Annotated in this window: 21 protein-coding genes; 7 read left to right on the forward strand and 14 right to left on the reverse strand. The window is 69.2% G+C overall.

Annotated features, from left to right (window positions below; all coding sequences use genetic code 11):
• Positions 1 to 50: 50 nt before the first annotated feature.
• From IFSED24_RS07825 to IFSED24_RS07860, 8 genes are all read right to left on the reverse strand, one after another.
• Positions 51 to 1,313 (reverse strand): permease, encoded by a 1,263-nt coding sequence (locus tag IFSED24_RS07825; protein WP_491334658.1) that lies wholly within the window; start codon positions 1,311 to 1,313, stop codon positions 51 to 53.
• A 10-nt stretch (positions 1,314 to 1,323) separates the two neighbouring features.
• A complete protein-coding gene (locus IFSED24_RS07830) occupies positions 1,324 to 2,331 on the reverse strand; it encodes a 4Fe-4S binding protein (RefSeq protein WP_491334659.1) in 1,008 nt (335 codons plus the stop codon).
• A 55-nt stretch (positions 2,332 to 2,386) separates the two neighbouring features.
• The gene (locus IFSED24_RS07835) at positions 2,387 to 2,734 is read right to left on the reverse strand and encodes a pentapeptide repeat-containing protein (protein WP_491334660.1); all 348 of its coding nucleotides are present in this window, start codon (positions 2,732 to 2,734) and stop codon (positions 2,387 to 2,389) included.
• Positions 2,735 to 2,811: 77 nt separating this feature from the next.
• Positions 2,812 to 4,113: an MFS transporter gene (locus tag IFSED24_RS07840; protein ID WP_491334661.1), complete on the reverse strand. Its 1,302-nt coding sequence runs from the start codon at positions 4,111 to 4,113 to the stop codon at positions 2,812 to 2,814.
• Positions 4,114 to 4,117: 4 nt separating this feature from the next.
• The gene (locus IFSED24_RS07845; RefSeq protein ID WP_491334662.1) at positions 4,118 to 4,648 is read right to left on the reverse strand and encodes a hypothetical protein; all 531 of its coding nucleotides are present in this window, start codon (positions 4,646 to 4,648) and stop codon (positions 4,118 to 4,120) included.
• 156 nt (positions 4,649 to 4,804) lie between these two features.
• A complete protein-coding gene (locus IFSED24_RS07850; protein ID WP_491334663.1) occupies positions 4,805 to 7,600 on the reverse strand; it encodes a vitamin B12-dependent ribonucleotide reductase in 2,796 nt (931 codons plus the stop codon).
• Between the two features lie 443 nt (positions 7,601 to 8,043).
• Positions 8,044 to 8,505: an arsenate reductase ArsC gene (locus IFSED24_RS07855; protein WP_491334664.1), complete on the reverse strand. Its 462-nt coding sequence runs from the start codon at positions 8,503 to 8,505 to the stop codon at positions 8,044 to 8,046.
• Positions 8,502 to 9,344, reverse strand: coding sequence for an HDOD domain-containing protein (locus tag IFSED24_RS07860; RefSeq protein ID WP_491334665.1), 843 nt, complete (start codon positions 9,342 to 9,344; stop codon positions 8,502 to 8,504). Before IFSED24_RS07860 ends, IFSED24_RS07855 begins: the two co-directional genes overlap by 4 nt.
• Positions 9,345 to 9,472: 128 nt before the next feature.
• On the opposite strand from IFSED24_RS07860, the gene IFSED24_RS07865 reads away from it, so the two are divergent.
• Complete coding sequence (locus IFSED24_RS07865) at positions 9,473 to 10,864, forward strand: hypothetical protein (protein WP_491334666.1); 1,392 nt, start codon at positions 9,473 to 9,475, stop codon at positions 10,862 to 10,864.
• 6 nt (positions 10,865 to 10,870) lie between these two features.
• On the opposite strand, the gene IFSED24_RS07870 is transcribed toward IFSED24_RS07865, so the two are convergent.
• The 3 genes from IFSED24_RS07870 to IFSED24_RS07880 form a co-directional block, all read right to left on the reverse strand.
• Positions 10,871 to 12,304, reverse strand: a complete 1,434-nt coding sequence (locus IFSED24_RS07870; RefSeq protein ID WP_491334667.1) for a COG3014 family protein — start codon at positions 12,302 to 12,304, stop codon at positions 10,871 to 10,873.
• Between the two features lie 10 nt (positions 12,305 to 12,314).
• Complete coding sequence (locus tag IFSED24_RS07875) at positions 12,315 to 12,917, reverse strand: penicillin-binding protein activator LpoB (protein ID WP_491334668.1); 603 nt, start codon at positions 12,915 to 12,917, stop codon at positions 12,315 to 12,317.
• Between the two features lie 127 nt (positions 12,918 to 13,044).
• Positions 13,045 to 13,449, reverse strand: a complete 405-nt coding sequence (locus IFSED24_RS07880; RefSeq protein WP_491334669.1) for an NFACT RNA binding domain-containing protein — start codon at positions 13,447 to 13,449, stop codon at positions 13,045 to 13,047.
• A 153-nt stretch (positions 13,450 to 13,602) separates the two neighbouring features.
• On the opposite strand from IFSED24_RS07880, the gene IFSED24_RS07885 reads away from it, so the two are divergent.
• The 4 genes from IFSED24_RS07885 to IFSED24_RS07900 are packed head-to-tail and all read left to right on the forward strand — an operon-like array spanning position 13,603 to position 18,095.
• A complete protein-coding gene (locus tag IFSED24_RS07885; RefSeq protein WP_491334670.1) occupies positions 13,603 to 14,559 on the forward strand; it encodes an ATP-binding cassette domain-containing protein in 957 nt (318 codons plus the stop codon).
• Position 14,560: 1 nt separating this feature from the next.
• On the forward strand, positions 14,561 to 15,286 hold the full coding sequence (locus IFSED24_RS07890; protein WP_491334671.1) for an ABC transporter permease: 726 nt from the start codon (positions 14,561 to 14,563) through the stop codon (positions 15,284 to 15,286).
• Positions 15,286 to 17,040: a GldG family protein gene (locus IFSED24_RS07895; protein ID WP_491334672.1), complete on the forward strand. Its 1,755-nt coding sequence runs from the start codon at positions 15,286 to 15,288 to the stop codon at positions 17,038 to 17,040. The genes IFSED24_RS07890 and IFSED24_RS07895 overlap by 1 nt, the downstream gene beginning before the upstream one ends.
• Positions 17,040 to 18,095 carry a DUF4340 domain-containing protein gene (locus tag IFSED24_RS07900; protein WP_491334673.1) on the forward strand — a complete coding sequence of 352 codons (1,056 nt, stop codon included), beginning with the start codon at positions 17,040 to 17,042 and terminating at the stop codon, positions 18,093 to 18,095. The genes IFSED24_RS07895 and IFSED24_RS07900 overlap by 1 nt, the downstream gene beginning before the upstream one ends.
• Positions 18,096 to 18,220: 125 nt before the next feature.
• Here the strand turns inward: IFSED24_RS07900 and IFSED24_RS07905 are convergent, their stop codons facing one another.
• From IFSED24_RS07905 to IFSED24_RS07915, 3 genes are all read right to left on the reverse strand, one after another.
• Complete coding sequence (locus tag IFSED24_RS07905) at positions 18,221 to 19,216, reverse strand: T9SS type A sorting domain-containing protein (RefSeq protein WP_491334674.1); 996 nt, start codon at positions 19,214 to 19,216, stop codon at positions 18,221 to 18,223.
• Between the two features lie 140 nt (positions 19,217 to 19,356).
• On the reverse strand, positions 19,357 to 20,994 hold the full coding sequence (locus IFSED24_RS07910) for a hypothetical protein (RefSeq protein ID WP_491334675.1): 1,638 nt from the start codon (positions 20,992 to 20,994) through the stop codon (positions 19,357 to 19,359).
• Positions 20,994 to 21,764 carry an ABC transporter ATP-binding protein gene (locus IFSED24_RS07915; RefSeq protein ID WP_491334676.1) on the reverse strand — a complete coding sequence of 257 codons (771 nt, stop codon included), beginning with the start codon at positions 21,762 to 21,764 and terminating at the stop codon, positions 20,994 to 20,996. Before IFSED24_RS07915 ends, IFSED24_RS07910 begins: the two co-directional genes overlap by 1 nt.
• Positions 21,765 to 21,882: 118 nt before the next feature.
• On the opposite strand from IFSED24_RS07915, the gene IFSED24_RS07920 reads away from it, so the two are divergent.
• Entirely contained in the window at positions 21,883 to 23,253 is a 1,371-nt protein-coding gene (locus IFSED24_RS07920) for an amidohydrolase family protein (protein ID WP_491334677.1), read from the forward strand.
• A 39-nt stretch (positions 23,254 to 23,292) separates the two neighbouring features.
• Positions 23,293 to 26,070 carry a CHAT domain-containing protein gene (locus IFSED24_RS07925; RefSeq protein ID WP_491334678.1) on the forward strand — a complete coding sequence of 926 codons (2,778 nt, stop codon included), beginning with the start codon at positions 23,293 to 23,295 and terminating at the stop codon, positions 26,068 to 26,070.
• Positions 26,071 to 26,091 lie beyond the last annotated feature (21 nt).

Consider the following 26,091-nt stretch of genomic DNA (forward strand, 5'->3'; position numbering starts at 1 on the left):
TTACCGAGGCATGATTTTAACACATTTGGTGCGCTCCATGAACAGCTTCTCTATCCCGGAGTGACCTCGTAGCCCAGCGCGGCGACGGCTGCGGTCAGGGCCGCCAACTCGAGGTTCTCGCCCTGGACGGTCGCATGCCCCGGGGTCAGGGTCACCGCCACGCTGCGCACGCCGGGCTGTTCCCCGAGCGCCCGCTCCACGCTGGCCGTGCAGTGGCTGCAGTTCATTCCGGCGATGTCGAGTTCGAGCGTCTGCATGGTCGTCTCCTCGTCATCCGATGGGCAGGTTTCCCCCTCGCAACCGCAGGCCGCCGACTGGCCCCGGGGTCGAAAGGCCCAGGCCAGACAGGCCACCAGCAGGCCGGCCCAGAGGTGGCCGAGCCAGCCGATCGCTTCGTGATCGTGGGCGGTGTGCAGGAGCGGCAACTGCAGATCGAGCCCCGCGGCGAGGGCATCGGTCAACAGGCCCACGCCCAGCGCGCTGAGCGCCACGGTCGCCAGGTAGATCGCCGTGGTGCGGCGGCCCAGGACCTTGAGCAGGGTGGTCAGGGTGGCCGCGTTGGTGGCCGGACCGGCGATGAGGAACGCCAGGGCCGCGCCGGGCGAGACCCCGGCATGGATGAACCCGGCGGCCAGCGGCACCGACCCGGTGGCGCAGACATAGAGCGGCACGCCCACGGCCATCAGCACCAGCACCGGGACCACGCCGCCGCCGAGGAACCGTCCGAGCGAGCCCGCGGGCACCAGCACCGAGATCAACGCCGCCAGCAGCAGGCCCACCAGGAGCGCCCGACCGATGTCGCGGGGCAGCGTCTCGAACCCGTAGCGCAGCGCGGTGCGCAGGCGATCCCCGCGCCGGGGCGGTCCCTCGGCCTCGTTGCCGTCGATCGCCGTCGGCTGGCGGCCCTCGGCCAGCTGGACCAGCCCGCCGCCGAGGACGCCGGTGGCCAGCGCCGCCACCGGTCGGATCACCGCGAACACCGGCCCCAGCAGCGCGCCGGTCACCGCGATGGAATCGACCCCGGTCTGGGGTGTGGAGATGAGGAAGGCGGTGGTGGCGGCCGGACTGGCGCCGTGCCGGCGCAGGCTCGCCGCCACCGGGATCACGCCGCACGAGCAGAGCGGCAGCGGCACCCCCAGCAGCGCCGCCTTGAAGACCGGGCCCATGCCGCGCCCGCCGAGATGACGCTCGAGCCAGCGCGGCGAGACGTAGACCGACAGGAGGCCGGCGATCAGGAACCCCAGCAGCAGCCAGGGCGCCATCTGCGCGGTCACCAGCCAGAAAGCCCGGGCGAAATCGAGGAGGAAATCCATGGCCTGTCCTTCAGATCCGCGCCACGCCCAGGAACACGGCGTGGAGCGAGACCAGCAGCACACTCAACAGTCGTCTGGCGTTGGCCGGCGAGAGCCCGGGAAAATGCAGCGTGATGGCACCGCAGGTCTCGAGGCAATCGCCACATAGTGTACATGAAAGGTGTGGTTTTTGATCCTGCCAGGCTTGCCTGTCCAGCGCACCATAGCGACAGACCGGCCGGCAGGCGCTGCAGGCGACGCAGGACGACGTCAGGCGGAGCCGGAAGGGCGAGAGCCGTCCCAGGCGCACCGCCAGCCAGCCCAGCGGACAGTAGGCGGTGCAGTGCGCCAGCCAGCCGCGTCGGGCGGACACCATCCCCATCACCCCCACTCCGATCAGTCCGAAGCCCCCTCCCAGCATGGCCGCCGTGGACGTGGCCACCCCGAACCGCCGCGACAACCAGGCTACCCCGACCACTAGGGCCAGCAGGGCGAGGCGCAGGGCCTCGCGCCGGCGGGGCGACCACGGCCGCTGGAGGCGCCGGCGGCGCGCCGCCTGGTCGTCCCAGGCCCCGATGTAGCACAGCCAGCTGCACCAGGCCGGGCCCACCAGCACGAGGGTGGACAGGAAGAGGATCGGCATGAACAGGCCCTCGCCCCGGTAGACGGGCCCGGCGGCCACCATCGCGGGCACCGGCAGGTGGAGCTCCCCGGTCATCAGGCATCGCTCGACCCCGGCCAGGCCCAGCAGGAGCTGGCCGAAGAACACCACCGAGAACAGCAGCCAGATCCGTGGCCGCAGACGCTCCCAGCGCCCGGGCTGCTGGAGCGCCGCGGCGAGCCAGGCCGCGTAGGCGGCCAGCACGACCACCTCGAGCCAACCGGCGCCGGGAACGAAGCGTTCGGCCAGCAGCAGAGGGTTGTCCACCACGGCCTGCACCACCGAGAGCAGGCCCGCCGTGAGCACGAAGGACAGCGCGGCGGTCAGACGGCGGTGGGATCCGGTGGGCAGGATGGGGTCGACGGCGGCACGGGCCATGAATCACCTCCACGGCCAACGAAAGCCCGGGTTGTCAGAGTAATCAAGTTGGATTTCAGCGGCGGTAGCGCACGCGCGTGCCGTGTTCCACCGAGAGCCGGATCTCCTCGGCCGACAGCTCGGCGGGAAACAGGGCGCCCGAGACCTTGCAGCCGTAGAAGCTGCAGCCCTCGAGGCAGGCGGCGGAGAAGTCGATCCCGCGCAGGTCGCTGTCGCGGAAGTAGCTGCCGGTAAAGTCCAGTCCCTCGGCGTCGAGTCCGCGCAGGTCGAGCCCGCGCAGGTCGACCTGACGGAGATCACAGGTGCCGCCCTGCTCCTTGCGCAGGTTGAAGCCCTGGGTGTCGTCCACCCGCAGCAGCAGGTACATGGGATCCTTGGTGAACTGCGGTCGCTGGGCCTTCATGCGGATCTCCTCGACGGGTCAGGCACGGTCCTCAGCCATGGTATCGGATGATCCTCGCAGGACTTGACTGTCGGCGCTCAGGCCGGGCGGGCCGCGCGGGCCGCGCGCGCCTCCACCGCCCGCGCCTGGGCCTCCCCCGCGTCCAGATCCACCCGCATCAGGAGCCAGGCTCCCGCCACGAACAGCACCACCAGCACCAGGATGCTCAGCCGGCTCTGGCCGGTCAGCTGGCTGACCGCCGCGAAGATCAGGGGACCGGCGATGCCGGCGAACTTCCCGCTGGTCGAGTAGAAGCCGAAGAACTCGGCGCTCTTGTGGCGCGGGACCAGACGACCGAAGAGCGAACGGCTGAGCGCCTGGCAGCCCCCCTGCACCGTGCCCACCAGACCCGCCAGCAGGAAGAAGTGCCAGGTCGTGGTCATGAAGTACCCCAGCACGCAGATCACCGCGTAGACCGCCAGGCCGGCCACCAGCACGGACCGCGCGCCGAAGCGCCGGGCCAGGCGGCCGCTGAACCAGGAGCAGGGGAAGGCGACGAACTGGGTCAGGACCAGCGCCTGGATCATGTGCGATGTCTCGAGACCGATCTCGCCGCCGTAGGCCGTGGCCATCTTGATGATGGTGCCGATGCCGTCGTTGTAGATCCAGTAGGCCACCAGCAGCATCAGGAGCGGACGGTAGGAGCGCAGATCCTGCCAGGTGGCCCGCAAGCGGCCGAAGCTCTCGCGCCAGAGCCGCCGGGGCTCGACCACGCCCAGGGGCCGCGGTTCGGGGACCCGGCGCAGCAGCGGGATGGAGAACACCGCCCACCAGACCGCCACGCTCACGAAGCTCGCCTTCACGGCCGCGCCCGTCCCCGCCAGGCCGAACCGCTCGGGCATGGTGACCCAGAGCATGTTGACGATCAGCAGCAGGCCGCCGCCGGCGTAGCCCCAGGCGTACCCCTGGGCGCTGACCCGATCCAGGTCGCCCGGCGCGGCGATGTGGGGCAGCAGCGACTCGTAGAAGATGATCGAGCCGGCGAAGCCCAGGTTGGCCAGCGCGAAGACCGCGCCGGCCAGCGGCCAGTTCGACTGCGGCAGCAGCGCGAAGCCCGCGGTGGTCACCACGCCGAGCGCCAGGAACGCGGCCAGGATGCGCTTCTTGGCCCCCGAGGCGTCGGCCAGGGCCCCGAAGATGGGGCCGCTGAGGGCGATGATCAGCAGCGCGGCGCCGGTCACCAGTCCCCAGCGGGCGGTGGCGGCGGCGGGGCCCAGGCCGTCGGCCTCGGCGATGGTACGGAAGAACGGCGGGTAGAGCGCGGCCATCACGGTGCAGGCGAACGCACTGTTGGCCCAGTCGTAGAGGATCCAGGCCCGGACGGTGCGTCGGTCGGTCATGGTTCTACCAGTAGAAGAGCAGGCCGGCCTGCGGCCAGACCGTGATGGACTCGTCCTTGTCCCCGTAAGTGAAATCCACGTCGAGTTTGAAGGCGAACCGCTCCCCCAGCAGGCGTTCGGCGCCCACTCCGAACCCGGTGTTCCATTGCTTGTCGTTGGCCCAGTATTCCTGGCCGGCGTCGTTCCGCTTCCGGTCCTGGTCGTTGTAGAAGCCGAGCCCCGTCAGCAGGTAGAGGCGAAGCTTGGGATCCTGCCGCAGGATGTACTGCAGCTCGAAGCCGATGTTCCCCCAGCGCGTGGTGGAACTCCGCCAGATGCCGCCGGCCACCTGGAACTGCAGGAACCACTTCAGCGGCCATTTGAAGGCCAGGCCGGTGCCGCCGATCTTGCCGGCGTGCAGGCCGATGCCGCCTTGCATGGGATCATCGAGGCGATTCCAGTCGGGGGCCGCCGGGGCGCTGGCCGCAAGCAGCATGACCAGGGCCAGGCTCGCCAGCACGACCGTTGCGTGCCGGCGCGGGTGGAGACTCGCCATGTCCAGCTCTCCTCCTTGACATGTGGACGGTGGGGTCGGCAGCATCCTGGCACATCCGGATCCAGGAATCCAGCCCCGGTCGGGTAAAAAACCGGGCCGACCATCCTGGTCGGCCCGGTGGGGGCTTATCGCGAGTCCGTTCGCCAGACCCCCAGCTCAGCTGCAGCCCGTGGTGGCGCCGCAGTTGTTGCACTTGTAGCAGGCCCCGTTGCGCACGGTCACCGACCCGCATTCGGGACAGGGCGGGCTGTCGGCCTGGGTCTCGAAGATCCGGTGCTCCTTGTCCTCGAGAGCCCCGGCCGCCGCCGCCATGGCCTTCATGGCCGGCTCGGCCTCGGCGCTGGCCTGGTCCACGGTCGCCTGATCGGGCTGCCGCTGCTGGGCCTGCTCCCCGAACTTGTGGTCGAGCCAGCGGAAGATATAGTCCATGACGGACTTGGCCAGCGGGATCTCGGGATTGCTGGTCATGCCGCTGGGCTCGAATCGCATGTGGCTGAACTTGTTGACCAGCACCTTCAGCGGCACGCCGTACTGCAGCATGATCGAGACCGCGGTGGCGAAGCTGTCCATGAGCCCCGAGACCACCGAGCCCTCCTTGGCCATGCTGATGAACATCTCGCCGGGCTTGCCGTTGGGGTAGAGACCGACGGTGATGTAGCCCTCGTGTCCCGCGATGGAGAACTTGTGGGTCACGGCCTGGCGCTCGTCGGGCAGACGGACCCGGTGCGGCTCGGGCGGGGCCAGCAGCTTGTCGGTCTTGTCCTTGCTGTCGCCCTTGTCCCGGGCGGTGTTCAGCGGCTGCAGGCGCTTGGAACCGTCGCGGTAGATGGCCACGGCCTTCAGGCCCAGCTTCCAGGACTCGACGTAGGTCTGCATGATCTCGTCGACCGAGACGTCGTTGGGCATGTTGACGGTCTTGCTGATGGCGCCCGAGAGGAACGGCTGGACCGCGGCCATCATGCGGATGTGCCCCATGTACTGGATGGTACGGGTGCCGTTGGCCGGCTTGAAGGCGCAGTCGAAGACCGGCAGGTGCTCGGCCGCCAGGTGCGGGGCGCCCTCGATGGTCTCCTGCTCGTCGATGTACTGGAGGATGTCGCGGATCTGCTCGTCCTCGTAGCCGAGCCGTTCCAGCGCCTCGGGCACGGTCTGGTTGACGATCTTCATCAGCCCGCCGTCCACCAGCTTCTTGTACTTCACCAGCGCGATGTCGGGCTCCACGCCGGTGGTGTCGCAATCCATCATGAAGCCGATGGTGCCGGTGGGCGCGAGCACCGTGACCTGGCTGTTGCGGAACCCGTAATCGTGACCGACCACGAAGGCCTTGCGCCAGACCTCGTCGGCGGACTCCAGGAGTTCCTCGGGCAGGCGGTTGCGGTTGATCCCGTTCAGCGCCGCCCGGTGCTTGCGGATCACCTCGAGCATGGGCTCGCGGTTCTCCTCGTAGCCGGCGAAGGGCCCGGTCTCCTTGGCGATCTCGGCCGAGGTCAGGTAGGCCTGGCCGCACATCAGCGCGGTGATGGCGGCGGCGAAGTCGCGGCCCTCGTCGCTGTCGTAGGGCAGGCCGCGGCTCATCAGGAGCGCGCCGAGATTGGCGTAGCCCAGGCCCAGCGGCCGGAAGCGCTTGCTGTTCTCGGTGATCTCCTCACGCGGGTAGCTGCTGTTGTCGACGATGATCTCCATCGCCGTCAGCACCACGTTGATGGCGTGGCGGAAGCTGTCGATGTCGAACTCGCCGCTGGCCTTGCGGAACTTCATCAGGTTCAGCGAGGCCAGGTTGCAGGCCGAGTTGTCCAGGAACATGTACTCGCTGCAAGGATTGGATGCGTGGATGCGATCGGTGTTCTTGCAGGTGTGCCAGTCGTTGATGGTGGTGTCGAACTGCATGCCCGGATCACCGCAGACGTGGGTGCCCTCGGCGATCTTGCGCATGAGGGTGCGCGCGCGGTAGGTGTCCATGGGCCGGCCGTCGGTCACCGCGCGGGTGGTCCAGGTCCCGTCCTCCACCACGGCGCGCATGAACTCGTTGGTCACCCGCACCGAGTTGTTGCTGTTCTGGAAGAAGACCGAGTTGTAGGCCTCGCCGTTGAACGAGCCGTCGTAGCCCTCGTCGATGAGCGCCCAGGCCTTGCGTTCCTCGTTGACCTTGCAGTCGATGAACTCCTCCACGTCGGGGTGGTCGGCATTGAGGATGACCATCTTGGCGGCGCGACGGGTCTTGCCGCCGGACTTGATGACGCCGGCGAACGCGTCGAAGCCGCGCATGAAGCTCACCGGGCCCGAGGCCTGGCCGCCGGCCGAGAGCCGCTCACGGCTCGAGCGCAGGGTGGAGAGGTTGGTCCCGGTGCCGCTGCCGTACTTGAAGAGCAGCCCCTCGGTCTTGGCCAGGTCGAGGATGCTGGCCATGCTGTCGTCCACCGCGTTGATGAAGCAGGCCGAGCACTGGGGCTTCTTCTCCACGCCCACGTTGAACCACACCGGACTGTTGAACGCGGCGTGCTGGTGCAGCAGGAGGTACTTCAGCTCGTCGTGGAAGGCGTCGCAGTCCTCCGCCGAGGCGAAGTAGCCGTCGGCCAGTCCCCAGTCGGTGATGGTGTTGACCACGCGGCCGACGAGCTGGCGCACCGAATGCTCGCGGTCCGGCGAGCCCTGGCCGCCGCGGAAATACTTGCTGACCACCACGTTGGTGGCCATCTGGCTCCAGCTCGCGGGGATCTCCACGTTATCTTGCTGGAAGAGGACCGCGCCCTTGTCGTTGACGATGCTGGCCGAACGCAGTTCCCACTTCACCTTGTCGAAGGGGTCGTGGCCCGGGGTGGTGTGGCGGCGCTCGAAACGCATTCCCGTGGGGGCTTCCGTGGTCGGTGCGTCCAGGACCGGCTGGTCTTCACCCGCGAACAGGACATTGTCGTCGTCGACCCGTAGTTGCTTGCTCTCGAAACGTTCCTTCATATCTCTGCTCCTTCGTCCTGAATCGCCACGCAGGGGCGCGCTCCCTCACTGCCCAGCACGAGATCCGCCCGGCGATCGTCTTGAAAGCGTCCGGCATAGCGCCGACAAGACTGATATTGATGGCTCCGTCCCAGAAAACCGAGGCCCTCAAAAAACCCCTACATATTGGGTCCCATTGCAGGGCTCAGTACATTCCATTGGGGGCCTCAATATCTCCCAGGACCCCAGGTCCGTCCAACCAGTTTTTGGGGTATGACGACCAGAATAAAGAGAACCAATAACCAAACCCACGTTAAGACCGTGAAAATCCAGACTTGTGACGGCCGCCCGGCTGCCCGAAAAAATCACACGTCCGGGATCCCGCCGCCCGCACCAACCTTCCGGGAACCTCCAGGCGGTTTCCTGGCAACCATTCTCAATCGATGTAACGGAAACGTTTGCTACTAGTTGGTGGGATCATCGCCGGTGTTCGAAACATCTCGATCGGCGGCCCCGGGCGTCAGGATCGCCAAGACCTCCTCCACCACACGGCGCGCCCGCTGCCGGCCTGTCCGGAACGCCTCCCGGACCTCCTCCGGATCGCCCTTGGCCGCCATGGGATCGGCGAAGGGCCGCGGCCGGTGGCGGGACGGATGCGCGAGGGCGGGCAAGTAGGCCCCCGCCTCGTCGCTGAGCGTCACCACCAGGTCGAACGAATCCAGATCGACCTCGTCGATGGACTTGGAGTGATGGTCCTCGAGGCTCAGGCCCACCTCCTCCATGACGGCGCGGGTCCGTCGGCTGATGGGATAGGTGAGCAGCCCCGCGCTGGCCGCCGTCCAGCCGGCGGGGAAGAGGTGCCGCGCCCAGGCCTCGGCCATCTGACTGCGGCAGGAATTGGCGGTGCAGACGAAGAGGACTTTCACGACCCTGCCCCCAGCAGCGCCAGCAGCCCGTCGAGATCGCGCAGCGCCTGCCCCCCGATCTGGTCGGCGTCCTCGGGCGCCAGCTGCGCCGCCGCCAGCGCCAGCGCGAGCTGCTCGTCGTTGACCTGGGGCGCGCCGCCGTCGTGGCCGTGACGCGAGACCAGCAGGTCGGCCGCGTGCACCACCGCAGTGAGGCTGCCCGGCGGCGCCGGGGTGTGGTGGCTGGCGATCACCTGCACCAGGTCCTCGGGGAAGTTCCAGGCCTCGGCCAGCGCCGCGCCGGCCTGGGCGTGATCGAAGCCCAGGATCTGGCGTTCGGCCAGCACCAGACCGGAATAGTCCGGATGTGGCGGCAACTGCTCGAGGCAGTCGCGCAGCGGACGGTCCAGCAGCAGCTTGCCGATGTCGTGCATCACCCCGGCCGTGAAGACGCGGTTGCGGCGGGAGGCGTCGGTGTCGGCGGGCACGAGCCGCGTGGCCAGCAGGCCCACGGCCAGGGTGTGGCGCCAGAGCTGCCCGCGGGGCAGGCGATAGGCGGTCATGGGCACCTGCAGGAGCCGCCCCATGCTCGCGGCGAAGGCCAGGGTCACCACGGTGCGGTTGCCCATCTGCACCAGCGCTTCGCGCACGCTGCCCACCTCGCGCCGTAGGCCGTAATAGGCCGAGTTGCTCAACTTGAGCAGGTTGGCAGTCAGGCCGGGATCCTTCTCGATGACCGCCACCAGATCGTCCACCGGGGCGTCGGGCTCCTCGAGCAGCTGGAGCAGACGGGCGCTGGTGGCCGGCATGGCGGCCAGTTCGGGCGTGGCGGCGATGAGGGTCGCGAGATCCTTGATCATGCTGGAGCACCTGTCACTTTCGCGGACGATTTCTTCAGGAATGATCCGCATCTTGCCACAAGACCGGTCGCTTCGCCAACAGTCGAAAATCCTAGCCCAGACTACCGCATTGCGCTAGCCTGCCCGCCATGAAACCGGGCCGTCCATTCCTCGTCATGCTCGCCTGCATGGCCACCAACCTGGCGGCGCTGTGCCTGGTCGCGTGGTGGCGCCTGCGTCCGGGCGAGCAGCCCCTGGCCTGGCCCTGGCCACAGCCACTGGGGTCGACCTGGCCGGCGGCCTTCCCCCTGGCTCTTGGCGTGCTGGCGCTGGCGCTGTCCCTGATGGCCTGGCGCCGGCTCCCCGACCCCGCCGTGCGCCGCGACCTGGCCACCGTGCTGCTCTGGCCCGCGGTGCCGCTGGCGGTGGCCTGGCTGGTGCTGCCCGCGGTGGGCTCCCCGACCTGGACCGCCCTGGCCATCCTGGTGGGCCTGGCCGCCCTAGGCCTCTGGCTCGAGCGGCATGCCCTCTGGCGACCCGGTCCCCGCTGGTCCTGGCGCCGGGCGCTGTTCGAGGATCGCCTCTGGTGCCTGGTCCATGGCCTGCTGGTGGTGCTGGTGCTCGTGGCCGGCCTCCAGGGCGGTGGGTTCGCCGATCCTCGGGCGCTGCTGCTCTCGCTGGTCCTCTACCCGGCTTACGCCCTGATCCAGCTCTTCCTGCTGCTGGCGGTGCCCTGGCCCCATCTGCGGCGGCTGGCGCCGGGCAGCCCGGGCCCCGCCATCGTCACGGTGTCGCTGCTCTTCGCGCTGGTCCACTGGCCCAACCCGGTGCTGATGCTCCTGACCGGCGGGGGCATGGCGTTCTGGGCGCGCGAACACGACCGTGGCCGACCCCTTGTCGCCCTGGCGCTGTCCATGGGATTGCTCGCCACCCTCGCCGCCCAGGGGCTGCCCGACACCTGGACCGACCACATGCGCGCCGGACCGGGCTGCGTGCGGCAGCGCGCCATCACGGCCGTGGCGGCGGCCGCCGCCACGGTCTCGGCCCACCAGCCGGCGGGCCGCCAGCGCATCGAGGCCTTCGTGGCAGCGCTTTATCCCGCCACGGCGGGCCGACCCGCCACTCTGGACGAACAGGAGCGCTGGTGGCGCACCGTCGCGAGCGCGCGCCGCGGCGTGCTGGCCTGGCGCTTCTACATCAGCCGGGAATACCGCACGAAGTATGGGGAGCCGGCTGGCGAGGCGCCGTTGCCGGGCAATGACCACTGGACCGAACTGCCCGCTCCCTGGCCCGAACGCATCGGCGCCTTCACGCGGCCTGACCCCGCGTTGCCGCTGGAAGACTGGGAAGGTTTCCTGCGCCGGCTCTATCGCGAGATCCTCCACCGGGAAGCGGCGGAATCGGAACTGGCCGCCTGGCCACGGGACCTGAGCCCCCGCCAGCGCGAGCGGATCGCCGGCGAGATGCTCGCTCGTGGACGCCAGCTCGCCGGGGCGCCGTTCGACACCCTGACCTGCGCCGAGCTGCGTCTGCACCACTGACCGGGATCAACGCGGGTAGATCCGCTGATTGACGAAGGTCCAGTCGCCGGTCCGCACCGTCACGCCGGGGATGGTCACGGTCCCGCGCGGGCGGCCGCTGCCGTCGAGCAGCTCCAGCTCGAGGTCGTGGACGCCGGCCGGCAGCTGCAGGCGCACCAGCTGCACGTGGTCGGGCAGGAGCAGCCAGGACCGGGTGTCGGCGGTCTCGGTGGCCACGCCCAGCAGGTTGGCCAGGAAGCCCACCACCTCGTTCTGCTTGTTGGCCTCCTGGGTGGCGAGGTACTTGGTCAGCCCGCGCAGGATGGTCTTGAAGAGGATCATGCCGTACTCGGCCTCGAAGGTGATGGCCGCGTTCCGCGAGGGCTGATGCACCCGGGAGCCCACCGCCGCGCCGGGCAACGCCGCCGTGCGGACCCGGACCCGGCGCGTGGCCGCGGGGTGCGGCTCCATGGCCGGGATGGCCACCGTGAGCCAGTACTTGATCTTGTAGCCGTCGACGATGGCGTAGGTGGTGCCGGCGCGGGCGGTCAGCTCCCAGGCCCAGTAGGCGTTGTCGTTGTAGGCGTCGGATTCGAAGATGGGCAGGTCGAGCCGCTCCTCGTGCTTGGCCGCCACCCAGCCCAGCTCCACCAGCAGCACGACCTCGCCGCTCCCAGGCGGCACCGAGGGCGCCTGACCGGCGGCGGCGAAGACATCGGGGCACACCGTGCGCAGCTGCGCCAGCTCAGCCGAGAAGCCCAGCCGCCGGCTCACGCGCTCGAGATCCCAGCCCAGCGACGGCGGGATCTCCAGGCCCAGCAGGCGCGACACGTCCTGGTAGGCGGTGGCCGCGTTGCGGTAGGCGATGAAGGCGTCGTTGAGCTCGCCGTCCCAGTCGTAGAGCATGCCCGAGAAGTAGAGCATGAAGGGGTCGTTCTTGGTGCGCTCGAGCTGGTCGGTGTCGCCGCGCTCGATGCCCGCGATGGTGGCGTCGATGTACTTCGAGAGCATGAGGCTGGTCTTGCGGGCCTCCACCACCGCGTCATCGCGCAGGCCGAGATGCAGGTAGTTCAAGGCGCGGAAGTACGGCACCATGGCCATCTCGAAGGGCCGGGCGCGGTAGCTGATGGCGTTGTCGTTGGAGATGAGCGAGAGGGCGCCCTCGCTGATGCTGCGGGCGTAGAGTTCGTCGGCGGTGCGTTCGGCGGCGGCGAAGGCCTCGTTGCTCTCCTGGTAACGACCGGCCCGGTGCAGGATCACCCCCCGTTCGAGGAATGCCAGCAGCACGTCCTTGCTGCCGGTCTCCTTCTCCACGGTGAGCAGCGCCTCGTCGTACGAGCCGGCGGCGATCTCGGGACGCAGGTCCTTCAGCTTGGCGCTGTAGGTGGTGCAACCGGTGGCCAGGACCATGAGGGTCCCGGCCACCAGCACGGCCGCGAGGCGGCGGGGCGAGGCCGTCATGAGGCTCCTCCTAGCCGCGATACTTCTTGTTGCTGACGACCTTCTTGGTCTTGGTCTGGCCGGCCCAGACCTTGATGTTGCTCTCCAGATCCACCAGGTAGGTGTCGGTCTGGTAGAACTTGACCGCGGACTTGCCTTCCTGGTCGACGATGGTGTTCAGCTCGCCGAGGAGCATGTAATCGGCGCCATGTTCACGCCCCCAGCGCGCCATGGTCTCCTGGGTGGCGTAGTCCTGCTGTTCGGCGCGCTCGTCGCGGATCTGCTCGCGCTCGTCGGGGCTCGCGACCACCAGCACGCGGCCGCTGTTGATGAACGCGCGCTCGAGGTCGGCGGTCAGGGTCTTCATGGGGATGTGCTCGACCGTCTTGTTGCGGATCACGCCCACGATGACCGCGGGCTTCTTGCCCGATTGCTCGATGTGGTTCTCGACCCAGGCGGCGGCGGTGATCTGCTGCACCAGATCGCCGGCCACGTTCTGGCTGTCGATGTCGTTCCAGTTGCCGCTGAGGTCGATCTGCTCACCGGAATCCACCCTGGTGACGGTCTTGCCGCCGCAGCCGGCGAGAACCACGACCAGGGCGAGGGCCAGGGCGATGGTCAAAAGCTTCTGCATCCTGTTTTCTCCTTGAGCATGTGCGAGACGCCGGCGCGGGATCGGCGGGTGTCACGCTGTCCAGGCTGTACGCCCGGGCAGCCTTCGAGTTCCATGCGAGGCAATTGTGTCAGGTCGTGTCGATTCGTCAACCGTCTTGATCTTGGTCGTGGTCGGGCAGCGCGGGCTTGACCTTGAAGACGGTCTCGCGCCGCACCTCCACCGTGCCCGGCGGCGCGCCGCGCGCCTTGCTCACGTAACGCGCCCGCGTGGCCGACACCGCCACCATCCGGGCCTCGCGCTTCTTGCAGTGCCAGGCGGCGATGGCCGCGGCGGCCTTGACCGTCTCGCGGTCGGGCTCGGTGCCGGCCGGCACCCGCAGAACCACGTGGCTGCCGGGCAGGCCCTTGACATGGAACCACCAGTCGTTGGCCTTGGCCACCTTGAGGCTCAGGAACTCGTTGTCGCGGTCGGTGCGGCCGGCGAGGACGGTCCAGCCGCCAGGCAGCGAGTATTCGAAGAGGCGGGGCTCGGGTCCGGGTCGGGGCGGCATGTTTCCTCCAATAATCATGGAACCGTCGCGTTCATTTGCTGTATATTCCCCGTTCCGCATATCTTATGCGGCCGGTCCCGATGTGCCAAGCGACCGGATTTCGACATTTTAGCCCAGCACTACCAACGTCAGAAACGAAGGAGAGCTTCGGAGATGATCGAAGTGCGCGACGTCACGAAGCGCTTCGGGAACACGGTCGCTCTGGACCGGGTGTCGTTCGCGGTGGAGCGAGGTAAGATCCTCGGCTTCCTCGGACCCAACGGCGCCGGCAAGAGCACGACCATGAAGATCATCACCACCTTCCTGGCCCCCGACAGCGGCCAGGTGAGTGTGGGTGGGATCGATGTCCTGGAGCAGCCCCTCGCGGTCCGGAGCCGCATCGGCTACCTGCCCGAGAACAATCCGCTGTACCACGACATGAACGTGGACGAGTACCTGGAATTCGTGGGCCGCGCCCGCGGTCTCGAGGGTGCGCTGCTGCGCGAGCGCCTCGACTGGTGCGTGGAGGCCTGCGGCCTGCGCACCGAGTACAAGAAGCGCATCCAGGATCTGTCCAAGGGTTTCAAGCAGCGGACTGGCCTGGCCCAGGCGCTGATCCACGACCCGGACATCCTGATCCTCGACGAGCCCACCAGCGGCCTCGACCCCTTGCAGATCATCGGCATCCGCCGGCTCATCGCCAGTCTCGCCGGCGAGAAGACCGTCATCTTCTCCACGCACATCCTGCAGGAAGTGAGCCCCGTCACCGACCGGGTGGTCATCATCAACGAGGGCCGCATCGTGGCCGACGGCCGCATCCCCGAGCTCACCGAGCGCGCCATGGGCGACAACCGGGTGTTCGTGACGGTGCGCCGCCCCGCCGCCGAGGTGGAGGGCGCGCTGCGCGAGCTGCCGTCGCTGGCCGGCCTGAAGGCGCTCGACGCCGCGGCTGAGGACACCAGCCGCTTCGAGCTGCGCGCACCGTTCCAGCACGACCTGGTGGGCGCGGTGGCCGACCTCGCCAGCCAGCGCGGCTGGCCGTTGAGCGAGCTCCACGAGTCGCGCTACTCGCTGGAGGACACCTTCATCGCCCTGACCCGCGCCAGCGGGCCGCGCCAGGAGGTGGCCTGACATGCGGAACACCAGCGTGATCTTCCGGCGTGAGTTCGCCAGCTACTTCAACAGCCCCATCGCCTACATCTTCATCATCGTCTTCCTGCTGCTGACGGGGCTGATGTTCATGTTGAACTTCTTCCTCGTGGGCCAGGCCGACATGCGCGGCTTCTTCGGTTCGCTGCCACTTTTGCTGACCTTCTTCATCCCCGCCATCAGCATGCGCCTGTGGGCCGAGGATCGGCGCCAGGGCACCTACGAGCTGCTGATGACGCTGCCCATGCAGCCCCACGAAGTGATGCTCGGCAAGTACCTGGCCGCGCTGGCGTTCTTCGCCGTGACCCTGGCCGGGACCCTGCCCATCGCCCTCATGCTCAACGTGCTGGGTAACCCCGACAACGGGGTGGTCTTCAGCGGGTACCTGGGCGCGCTCTGCATGGGCGGCCTCTACCTCTCGGTGGGCATCTTCACCAGCGGGCTGATGCGCGACCAGATCTCGGCGTTCATCCTGGGCGTCATGGTCTGCCTGATGATGTGGCTGCTGGGCCAGACCTTCGTGGCCGCCGTGTTCGACGGCTGGTTCGACGGGCTCGGCCGCCTCCTGCAGCAGTACCTGGGCATGACCAGCCACTTCGAGCCCATGCTGCGCGGCGTGATCGCCCTCGGCGACGTGGTCTACTTCGTGGCGCTGACCTTGCTCTTCCTCGCCCTGAACGCGTTCTGGCTCGAAGGGAGGAAGTTCTGATGAGCGACAAGCGACGCAACTTCCGCATCACCTTCGCCGTGGCCACCGTGCTGCTGGCCGCCGTGGCGGTCCTGTTGATCTCGGTGCTCGGCCACATCCCGGGCGCGCGGGTCGACCTGACCGCCGACAAGCTCTTCACCATGTCGCCGGCCGCCGCCACCATCCTCGAGGGGCTCCAGGTGCCGGTGCAGGTGAAGCTCTACATCACACCCGTCGACAAGATGCCCACCGAGTTCAAGAAGCTCGAGCGCGACATCACCGAGCAGCTGCGCAACTACGAGCGCGTCTCCGGCGGCCAGCTCCAGTTCTCGGTGCACAACCCGCAGAACGACGAGGAGATGCAGCAGGAACTGGGCAAGAAGGGCATCCAGCCGTTCCAGGTGCAGTCGGTGGACAAGGACGAGATCGGCGTCAAGCTGATCTGGAGCGGCCTGACCATCGCCTACAAGGACAAGCCCGAGGAAGTGGTCCCGCGGATCCTCCCCCAGAGCCTGGCCAACCTGGAGACGCTGATCATCTCGCCGGTCCACCGGCTGACCCGCGAGCGCAACCCCAAGGTGGCGCTCTACGCGCCCAAGCGCGAGGTCAACCAGCAGCTGGCCATGATGTACCTGCAGCAGGGCATGCAGCCGCCCGAGCCGCAGGACCAGTTCGCCATGGTCTCGCAGCTCCTGGGCCAGGAGCACTACGACGTGGTGCCCATCGACCTCACCGAGCAGAGTCCCATCCCCGCCGACAGCGACGTGCTCGTGGTGCTCGGGCCCACCAGCCTCAACGAGCGCCAGGCATGGGAGATCAACCGCGCGCTGAGCAACGGCCTGCCCGTGATGATGGCGGTGCAGGCGCACGAATACGCATACCAGCCCGGCCAGCGCGGCGGCTGGACGATCAACGGCCAGGCCAGCGAGAGCGGCCTCGACGAGCTGCTCGCGGGCTTCGGCCTGGGCATCGGCAAGGACCACTTCCTCGACGCGAACAGCCAGGTGCTCGAGCTGCCGCGCGAGGTCAACCTGGGCGGCCTGCGCATGCAGACGCGCGAGCCGGTGGACGCGCCGATCCAGATCCGCATCACCCAGGACCAGATCAACCAGGACGTGCCGGTGACCAACCACCTGGGCCAGCTCCTCTACCTCTGGGGCACCCCGGTGACCATCGACGCGGCCAAGCTGGCCGAGCACGGACTCGCCACCACCACGCTCATCTCCTCGAGCGCGCGGAGCTGGTCGGCCGACTTCGGCGCCGGCATGCTCACCGGCACCCAGATCGACCCCGAGGGCAAGGAGATGGAGGGAGAGCAGCCGCTCATGGTCCTGGCCGAGGGCGAGTTCCCCGACACCTTCAGCGAGACCGGTCCGCCCTCGTGGCCCGCCGACGCGGCGGCCGCTGACGAGGAGAACCCCGAGGAGCCCGCCGGCCCCGCGGCGATGACGCCCCTGGCCCCCGCGGCCACCAAGCTGCTGCTGGTGGGTTGCGCCAAGATGTTCGACGACAACGTGCTGCAGGGCGCCCAGAACGCGCTCCTGCTGCTGAACGCCGTGGACTTCCTGGCCGGCAGCGAGGAACTGCTGTCCATCCGCAGCAAGCAGCTCACCGCGCGCACCATCCGCCCCGTGTCCACGGGCGAGAAGCTCCTGTGGCAGGTGGTCGTGGTGGCGCTCATGCCCGTCCTGTTCATCATCTTCGGCATCATGCGCATGACCCGTCGCCGCGCCGACGCCCAGCGCTACCGCCGCAGCCTCGAGGGGAGGTCGTGATGCTCAACCGCAAGAACCTGATCACGCTCGGGGTCGTCCTGGCGGTGCTGATCGCGGTGGCGGTGTGGCAGCAGGCGAGCCACGAGCGCGCCACCAGCCGCTCGAGCACCGAGGTGCTCATCGCCGGCGAGCTCACTCCAGCCGATCTCTCGCGCATCACCATCGACTACGGCCAGCAGGCCGACGTGGTGGTGCTCGAGAACGGGCCCGAACACTGGCTGATCCCCTCGGCGTTCGGCGCCGAGGCCAGCCAGCAGCGGATCGACACCCTGGTGCGCGGGCTGAGCAACCTGCGCGGCGAGTTCCGCAGCGACAGCCGCGAGGTCCTCGCCGACTACGGCTTCACCGACAGCACGTCCATCACGCTGCACGGGTTCGACCTCGCCGGCCAGGAGCTCTTCGCCCTGGAGATCGGCGGCAAGCCCGAGGGTGGCATGAGCAACTTCGTCCGGCGCCCCGGCACCAGCGAGGTCTACCTCACCAGCACGAGCCTGCTCAACAACCTCGGCATCTGGGGCGAGCCCGAACCGCCTGCAAGCCGGCACTTCCTCGAGCTGCAGGCCTACCGCGCCGAGCGACAGGATGTGGACCGCATCGCGCTGCGCGGCGAGGAGACCGTGACCCTGGTCAAGGACTTCGCCATGATCGAACCGGCCGCGGACGACTCGCTGCACACCGAGCCCTACCCCGACCGCAGCCAGTGGGAATGGCGGCTCCTGGGTAAGAACGCCCGGGCGCTGGGCATGGCGGTCAAGACCAAGGCCGACCAGGTGCTCAACACCGCCACGAGCCTGCGCGGCCAGGACGTGGTCGACCCGGCGGCCGGCCTCGACGCCTACGGCCTGGGCGACGACTCGCGGGCGCTGGTCCTGACGTTCGAGAGCGGCGACGAGGCCCGGTTCGCGTTCGGCGACACGCGCGAGGCCGAGGGCAAGACCCCCGGCGGCGTCTACATGGTGGACCTGGACGACCCCACCACCATCTGGGTGGTGAGCGAGCACACGGTGAAGAACATCTTCAAGGGGAGCGCGGAGCTGCTGCCCGAGAAGGAGTAGATCGCCGGCCAGCGAGAGCCCCCCTCCCGGGCCGGGAGGGGGGCTCTTCTCATGAAGCCATGGCCGATTCGCTCCGTTCCCGGGCATCCTGCCGATCCTGATCGACCTTGTCGGCCTCCTGCCGGCTACTTCAACAGGACCGCCTTCCGCGTCAGGAGCGAGCCATCCTCCAGATCCAGCCGGTAGAAATAGGTCCCGCTGGCCAGACCCGCGGCGTCCCACTGGATCGCGTGCCGTCCCGCCGCGTAGGGTTGCCGGTCGACCAGGCTCTGCACGAGGCGACCGGACAGATCGTAGACGGCGAGGCTGACCGTGTGGTCCGCGGCCAGTTCGAAGACGATCCGCGTGGCCGGGTTGAAGGGGTTGGGATGGTTCGCCAGCGAGGTCACGGGCGCCGGGGCCGCGTCCGGGGAATGGTCGGCCACGGCGGTGATGGGATCGCAGCCGCCGAAGACCACGCCGAGATAATAGGGACCCTCCTCGGCGGCGGGGACGGTGAGTTCGCGGTTGAAACCGCCAAACCCGTCATCCACGCCGCATTCGTCCGGCACCGTCTCCGTCCCGTCCCAGGTGTCGCCGTTGATGAACTTGTACTGGTGGACCGAGAACTCCTCCATCTCCAGCGTGACCTCGTAGACATCGTCGCCGTCCGGGTCGAGCAGCTCGGTGCTGTCCGGATACCAGCCCTGGAAACTCCCGGCGACATGGACGCCGGCGGGCGAGACCTCCTGCTCCCTCATGTCCACGAGCAGGGTCACGCTGACCAGGTCACCGGGCGCCACGATCTCGTAGGAAGTCTGACCCGTGACGTTGCCCTCATCATCCACCGCGAAGACCAGGTTGGGTCCATCGATGAGCCAGATCCCCCACTCGGAGCCGTCGTTCTCGATGGCCCCCCATTCGTGGTCGCCGGGGTTCACGTCCAGGGTGAGGGTCCAGACGTGGTCGTTGTCCGCGTCGTCCATGGGGACCGTGTTCCAGTCGGTGGGCGTCCCCTTGAACTCGATGGCCTGGTAGGACATGGTGCCGTCGATCACGGTGAACGTGATGTCGTAGGCCGTGACGGCGCCAGCCAGGATCAGGACCAGTCCCAGCGCTGCGATCATGGACAATCTTGGCATGACCTCTACCTCCTACCTTGACAATAGGTTATAAGGCTCCCTGTAGTGGAATCCACGAGCTGATGGCGCCGCATTCTACCATAGGCGAACGCGGACGACAAAAATCCGTTCTCCGCTGATCCCTGGCCGAAGCGCCCGTTTCATCCCTTCCGCGGCGCCAGTCCGTAAACCCCGCGTCCCCACACCCGCCGCCGAAGCGCCAGCCGCATCCCCGCCAGCAAGAGCGCCTGCAGCGCCAGCACCGCCGGCGGCCCCCACGCGCCGCGGCCGTAGAGCAGGAACACCGGCACCATGGCCACCGGCCAGACCAGGATCAGCACCAGGTAATAGTGCCGGAAACCGTGCCCTTCGCGGCGCCAGGCGCGGCTGAACGGCGCCGAGGGCGCCGCCCACTGGACGAACGCCAACATGATCTCGAAGCCCAGCCACGCCGGCAGCATGGCCAGGGGCGCCAGCAGCGGATCCAGGCCCGAGCGCCAGATCAGCCCCGCGGTGGCGAGCACCAGCATGGGGCCGGGCACCAGGCAGCGCACCAGGCGGCGCTGGAGCGAGAGCGCGCGCGGCCCGTCGAGCACGCCGCTGCCGATGAGCCAGGCGGCCTGATGCTCGGTGCTGCACGAGGCCGAGCCGCCCAGCGACAGTCCCAGCATGCTCAGCCACAGCCCCAGCATGGTGGCGGCCTGGCCCACACCGGCGAGGCCGGCAGGGAGCTGGTCGAGCCGGTTGCCGCGCACCACAAGCAGGTAGACCAGCAGGGCTGTCGGCAACAGCATGATCGAGCTGGTGAAGCGCCAGTCCTCGCGTAGGTGCGCCTTCAGGAGCAGGCGCATGGCCAGGCCGTCGCGACCGCGTAGCCAGGGCGAAGCCCAGGCCAGCAGCGGACGGGTCCAGTCGCGGCCCGGACGCCGACTGCGAGCCGGTTGCTCGTCATCGGCGGCGTCCAGCCGGCCCAGCACCCGGAGCCCCACCGCCAGCAGCGCTCCCGTGGCCGCCACCGCCAGCAGCGCCCCCGCGGCCACTGGCCACGACGGCCGGGCCAGGGCGCCCCACGAGCCGTACCAGGTGGTGGGCACCGCCAGGAGCGTCCACGGGGAGAGGTCGTCCACGCGCTCGGCCAGCGGGGCCAGCGCGCGCACCCCCACGTTCAGGACGATGATCAGCAGCGTGGTGCCCAGCACCTCCACCAGGCGCCGGGCGCGTCGGCGACCCACGGCGCGGCCGAGGCCCTGCACCAACAGCAGCATCACCGCCGCCAGGGTCACCGCGTGCAGCAGCAGCGCCACCAGCGTGCCCGCGAAGGGCAAGAGCGGCGGACGGCCCGACACCAGCAGCGCGATCAGCGGGATGGCGCAGCCCGCGGCGGTGGCCTCGAGCACGTTGGCCAGCAGGAGTCCGCCCCGGGCCACCAGCAGTTCGCGCTCGCTCACCGGCCACCAGCCCAGCAGGCGCCGGTCCTCGCTGCCCAGCACCAGCGGCGCCACCTCGCCGGCGGTGCGCATGAACACTGCGCCGCCCTGCACCAACACCAGGAGCATGGTCGCCAGGAGCGGCCGGTCGCGCAGCACGGCCACGCCCACGGCCGCGGCCACCGACAGGAGCGCCAGGATGATCAGGACGAGGATGCGCCCGGCGTCGGGCGTCAAACCACGGCGACCCTCGCGTTCGTGGTGCAGGACGAGCTGGCCGCGGGCCTCGCGGTGCAGGCCGCGCGCCAAAGCGACCACCCGCACGGGATCGGCCCCGGCGAGCCGGATCAGCGGGGCGAGCCAGCGCGACATCAGGCGCCCTCGCCCAGGAGGTCGGCCCAGGAGGCATGCCGCGCGCCGTCCTGGTGGGTCATGGCGAGGAAGATGTCGGTGAGCGGGGCGCCCCGGTGCTCGCGGCGCAGATCGGCCACGGCCCCCTGCCAGAGCAGCCGCCCCTCGTGGATCAGCACCAGGTGCTGGCAGATCTCCTCGACCTGCTGCAGCACGTGGCTCGAGTAGAGCACGGTCTTGCCCTGATCGGCGAGGTCGCCGAGCAGGTCGGCCAGGCGGCGCTGGCTGGCCACGTCGAGGCCGTCCATGGGCTCGTCGAGGAACAGGACCGGCGGGTCGTGGAGGAGCGCGGCGGTGACCAGGACCTTGCGGCGCATGCCCTTGGAGAAGCTGGCGAGGCGGTCGTCGAGGACGTCGCCCAGCTCGAAATGGGCGAGCAGGCGCTCGGCGCGGCGCAGGCCCACGGCGGGATCGAGGTCGTGGAGCGCGGCTGCCAGCTCGAGGTACTCGTGCGCCGAGAGGCCCTCGTAGACCGCGCCGTGCTCGGGGACGTAGCCCAGGCTGCGGCGCACGGCCATGACCTCGGTGCGGATGTCGTGGCCGGCCACGCGCGCGGTGCCCTCGCTGGGGGCGAGCAGCGTGGTGAGCATGTTCAGGGTGGTGGTCTTGCCGGCGCCGTTGGCGCCCAGGAGTCCCACGAGCACGCCGGCGGGCACGGCGAGGTCCAGATGGTCGACCGCGGTGAGGTCGTCGAAGCGGCGAGTCAGGCCGATCAGCTCGAGCATCGTCATCGCGCTACTCCCTTCGCCCTCAAGGATGTATAGTGCAGGCGAGCGGAGGGCCAGAGTTTTCTTAATTTGGCCCTGTCAAGATCACCGCAGCCTCGACATCGCCAGGAAAGGAGCCGCCTTGAACGACAACAGGATCCCCGAGGGGGGCAACATCGAGCGACGCCTGCTCATCAAGGGCGGGCGGGTGCTGGACTACTTCCCGGCCGAACTCGACGGCCAGCCCGACCCCCTGGTGGAGGACGTGGACCTGCGGATCCGTGCGTGCCGCATCGCCGAACGCGGGCTGGACCTCGAGCCCGAGGCCGACGAGGAGGTGGTGGAGCTCAACGGCGCCACCGTTCTGCCCGGCAACGTCAACGGCCACATGCACCTGTACATGTCGCTGACCGCGGGCGCGCCTCAGCCGCCGCGCCAGCCCTCGGACTACAAGCAGCACCTCAGCGAGGTCTGGTGGAACCTGGACAAGCACCTCGACAAGGATGCGGTCTTCCTCAGCGCGGTGGCCGGCGCCTGGGACGCGGTGCGCAGCGGCACAACCATCATCTTCGACAACCACTCGAGCCTGAGCTACGTGCGCGGCTCGCTCGACGAGGTCGAGCGCGCCATCGAGACCGTGGGCCTGCGGGCCAACCTCTGCTACGAGGTCACCGACCGCGGCGGCAAGGGCCTCCGCGACACGGCCCTCGAGGAGACCGAGCGCTATCTGGCCCGTCGCAAGGAGACACCCGACGGTTGCGTCGCCCAGTTCCGGACCATGGTGGGCGCCCACGCGAGCTTCACGCTCGAGGACCGCACCCTGGGCTTCCTGGCCCAGCTCTGCGACCGCTACGGCTCTCCCACCCACTTGCACGTGGGCGAGAGCCCCGAGGACCGCGAGATCTGCCGCACCCGCGGCTGGGCCGATCCGGTGGACCGGCTCATGGCCGCCGGCCTGATCCGCGAGGGCTCGGTGCTGGCCCATGGGGTCGACCTCAACGAGGGCGAGCTGGCGCGGGTGGACCAGGCCGGCGCCTGGCTCATCCACTGCGGACGCTCCAACATGAACAGCAGCATCGGCCGCGCCAGCCTGCGCGGCTGGGGCGAGCACGTGGCGCTGGGCACCAACGCCCTCGACGAGAACATGTGGGGCGAGCTGCGCACCACCTACTTCCGCGGCCGCGAGGCCTCGCCGCCGGACCTGGATCTCGAGGCGGCCGCCAAGTTCTGGTTCGGCGGCTACCGTCTGGCCCGGCGCACCTTCGGCGAGTCGTTCGGCAGCCTCCGCGCCGGCGCACCCGCCGACTTCATCGTGCTCGACAACTTCCAGAAGACGCCGCTGACCACCAGCACCTGGCTGAGCCACCTGCTCTACGACTTTCATCCCTGGGACATCGGCTCGGTCTGGGTGGGCGGCAAGACGGTCTACCGCAACGGCGACGGTCCCCCGATCCCGCCGCGGACCATGCAGGAGACCGCCACCCGCCTCTGGCAGACCATGGGTTGGCTCTAGCACCAGAATGCATTGGACACCATGCGATTCATGGGGGGCATGAAGCGACGATCCGGGCGACCGCGGCGTGGGCGATCAGGTCTCGGCCTGGTCGCCCTCTGCCTCCTGCTCCTCGTCGGGTCTGCGGCAGCCCAGCACGCCTTCCCCGCGCATCAGCAAGCCACCCTCGACAGCCTGCGTCAGGTGCATCGGACGCTGGGCGCCGATTCGCTGTCCGCCCGCGTGGCTGCGCTCCTGCCCGCCGCTCGCGCCGCCGGCGACTCGGCTTTCGTCATGCGTCTGCTGGGTATGCGTGGCGGGTCCCTGGTCTGGTACAAGCACGACCCCGCGGCCATCGACGACCTCCGCGAGGCGCTGACCCTGGCGCGCGCCCTCGGCGACAGCGCCTCGGTGGGCCGGTCGCTGCTCTGGCTCGCCCAGGCGCTGGAGTACGGCGGACAGCAGGCCGCTTCCACCACATGCTACGAGCAGCTCCTGACCATCGGCGAGCTGCTCGACGATCCGTACTATGCAGGTCGGGGCAGCATCGGCGTCGCCTGGGATCGCTGGCTGCACGGTCAATATGCCGCGGCGGAGTCGCTCTACACCTCGGGCCACGAGTTCGCCAAGGCTGCCAGAGACACCTTCTCCGTCCTCTGGAGCAGCAACGGCCTGGGACTCACCTACTGGAACACCGGCCGGCTCGCCGCGGCCGACACCGTCTTCACCAGCACCCTGCGCGACAGCCGGCACTACGGCATGTCCGCCGTCGAGGCGGCGGTCCTGAACAATCACGCCGGGCTGCTGGAAGTGCTGGGACGTTTCGGCGAGGCGCTGGCCGGCTACGAGCAGGCGCGGGAGTTGCAGCTGCGTCTGAACAACCCGCGCGAGGCCTTGCCCGCGACCATGAACATCGCCCGCTGCCAGCTGATGCTCGGCCGCCTCGACCAGGCGGCGGGCACGCTGGAAGCGCTCATCGCTGAATGCCGCCAGGAGGGCTATCTGGATATCCTGCCCGGCGTGCTCGAACACCTGGCCATCGTGCAGCTCGAGCAGGATCGCCCCGCGCTGGCTGCGCGGACCTGCCGCGAGGGTCTTGCCCTGTCCGCAGCCACCCGCCCGCGCTACGCCATCCAGTTGCGGCTGACCCTGGCACGCGCCCTGGCGGCGCAGGACAGCCTCGCGACTGCCCGGGTCGAGGCCGCTCGCGCGGCCGGCCTGCCCACGGCCGTCACCGACCTGCACATGCACACCGAGGTGGCACTGGTCCGGGGCGACCTGGCGCTCCAGGCCGGCGAGGCCGCGCTCGCCGCCCGGATCCTCGGCACCGCGGCACGCCGTGCCGAGGAGAGCGGACTGGTGCCCCAGCGCATCACGCTGCTGAGCCAGGCCGGCGAGGCGCAACTGCTGGCCGGCGACCCCATCGCCGCCCGGCGCACCCTCCAGACCGCGCTCCACCTCTGGGAGTCGTCGCGCACACTGCCCGACGATCCGATCTGGCGCGAGCGGCGCAGCGCCAGCGCGCGCCGGCTGTTCGAATCGCTGGCCGAGCTGACCATCGACCATCCCGACTCGGTGGACCTGGCGGTGCGCCTGACCCGCAGCTTCGACCTCCTCCAGCACTTCAAGGCCCGCACCCTGCTCGAACGATCGCTCGGCCCCGGGCGTGAGCTGGCCGATCCGCGACCGGTCACCCTGCGGGATCTGCAGATCCGGGTGCTGCAACCGGGCGAGATCTTCCTCGACGCCTACCTCGGCGAGCGGCACGGCCTGCTCTACCTGGCCACGCGCGATACGCTGCTGGCCCAGCCGCTGCGCGGACGCGAGGCCACGGCCAACGTACTCGACGCGATCCAGGGGCTGGTGGGCGCGTCGCAGACCACGGTTCCGCTGGCCAGGCTCCAGCGGCTGGCCGCCACCCTCCTGGATCACGACCAGACCACCTTGCCACCGGTCGACATGGCCGGGATGCTCGCCACCGTGCGCACCGTCTGCTGGTCCCCCGACGGCGAACTGCATCGCCTGCCGCTGTCCGTACTGCTCCAGGATCGGGATCTGCCCGTGGTGCGCACGCCTTCGGCCACGTTCCTGGCCAACTTGCGCCTGCGCCCGCCACCACCGGCGCATGCCTCGGTCCGCATCCTCGCCGCAGCCGGACTGACCGACGGCCAGGGGCGTCCCCTGACCGGGGCCACCGCCGAGGTCGCCTGGCTGGCGCGGCATTTCCGGAATGTCGAAACCGTGCGCGACTCCAGCGCCGTCACACCCTTCGGCGGTCGGGACCTGGCCGATTACGACCTGCTGCACGTGGCGGCCCACGCGGTCATCGACGAACAACGCCCCTGGAACAGCGCCCTGATCTTCGGCCTGCCCGAGAGTCCAGTCCGGCTGCCCGCCGGCCAGGTGGCCGATCTCCATCTCAATGCCCGACTCGCCGTCCTGACCAGTTGTAGCAGCGCCACCGGCGCACTCTGCTCGGGCGAGGGCATGCTGGGGCTGGCGTCGGGGTTCCTGTCCGCCGGGGTGCCCACGGTGCTGGCCACGCTCTGGCCGGTGAACGATCGCGACGCCGCGCTCTTCAGCCGCCGGTTCTATTCGGCGCTGGCCGAGGGGCGGACCGTGGCCGAGGCTCTCCTCGAGACCCAGCGCCGCTTCCGCGCCGAGGAGGCCACCGCCCACCCCTTCCACTGGGCCGGCTACGTGGTCGTGGGCGACGGGTCGCAGACCGTGGAACTAGAGGAGCGCCAAGGAATCGCGACCTGGATCGCACTGGGCGGCGGCCTGGTTGCGGCGAGCGCCACCGTCCTGAGCAGGACCCGGCGAAAAAAGCGGGCCTGAGCGATGGCCCAGGCCCGTTCC

It is taken from the genome of Candidatus Latescibacter sp. IFSED24, from assembly GCF_058273205.1.

Coding starts and splice junctions, on each gene's coding strand:
- IFSED24_RS07925 (WP_491334678.1), top strand. CDS start 23,293: ATGAAGCGACGATCCGGGCGACCGCGGCGTGGGCGATCAGGTCTCGGC.
- IFSED24_RS07915 (WP_491334676.1), bottom strand. CDS start 21,764: ATGACGATGCTCGAGCTGATCGGCCTGACTCGCCGCTTCGACGACCTC.
- IFSED24_RS07875 (WP_491334668.1), bottom strand. CDS start 12,917: ATGCAGAAGCTTTTGACCATCGCCCTGGCCCTCGCCCTGGTCGTGGTT.
- IFSED24_RS07860 (WP_491334665.1), bottom strand. CDS start 9,344: ATGATCAAGGATCTCGCGACCCTCATCGCCGCCACGCCCGAACTGGCC.
- IFSED24_RS07850 (WP_491334663.1), bottom strand. CDS start 7,600: ATGAAGGAACGTTTCGAGAGCAAGCAACTACGGGTCGACGACGACAAT.
- IFSED24_RS07845 (WP_491334662.1), bottom strand. CDS start 4,648: ATGGCGAGTCTCCACCCGCGCCGGCACGCAACGGTCGTGCTGGCGAGC.
- IFSED24_RS07905 (WP_491334674.1), bottom strand. CDS start 19,216: ATGCCAAGATTGTCCATGATCGCAGCGCTGGGACTGGTCCTGATCCTG.
- IFSED24_RS07835 (WP_491334660.1), bottom strand. CDS start 2,734: ATGAAGGCCCAGCGACCGCAGTTCACCAAGGATCCCATGTACCTGCTG.
- IFSED24_RS07885 (WP_491334670.1), top strand. CDS start 13,603: ATGATCGAAGTGCGCGACGTCACGAAGCGCTTCGGGAACACGGTCGCT.
- IFSED24_RS07895 (WP_491334672.1), top strand. CDS start 15,286: ATGAGCGACAAGCGACGCAACTTCCGCATCACCTTCGCCGTGGCCACC.
- IFSED24_RS07900 (WP_491334673.1), top strand. CDS start 17,040: ATGCTCAACCGCAAGAACCTGATCACGCTCGGGGTCGTCCTGGCGGTG.
- IFSED24_RS07840 (WP_491334661.1), bottom strand. CDS start 4,113: ATGACCGACCGACGCACCGTCCGGGCCTGGATCCTCTACGACTGGGCC.
- IFSED24_RS07830 (WP_491334659.1), bottom strand. CDS start 2,331: ATGGCCCGTGCCGCCGTCGACCCCATCCTGCCCACCGGATCCCACCGC.
- IFSED24_RS07870 (WP_491334667.1), bottom strand. CDS start 12,304: ATGACGGCCTCGCCCCGCCGCCTCGCGGCCGTGCTGGTGGCCGGGACC.
- IFSED24_RS07865 (WP_491334666.1), top strand. CDS start 9,473: ATGAAACCGGGCCGTCCATTCCTCGTCATGCTCGCCTGCATGGCCACC.
- IFSED24_RS07880 (WP_491334669.1), bottom strand. CDS start 13,449: ATGCCGCCCCGACCCGGACCCGAGCCCCGCCTCTTCGAATACTCGCTG.
- IFSED24_RS07890 (WP_491334671.1), top strand. CDS start 14,561: ATGCGGAACACCAGCGTGATCTTCCGGCGTGAGTTCGCCAGCTACTTC.
- IFSED24_RS07910 (WP_491334675.1), bottom strand. CDS start 20,994: ATGTCGCGCTGGCTCGCCCCGCTGATCCGGCTCGCCGGGGCCGATCCC.
- IFSED24_RS07825 (WP_491334658.1), bottom strand. CDS start 1,313: ATGGATTTCCTCCTCGATTTCGCCCGGGCTTTCTGGCTGGTGACCGCG.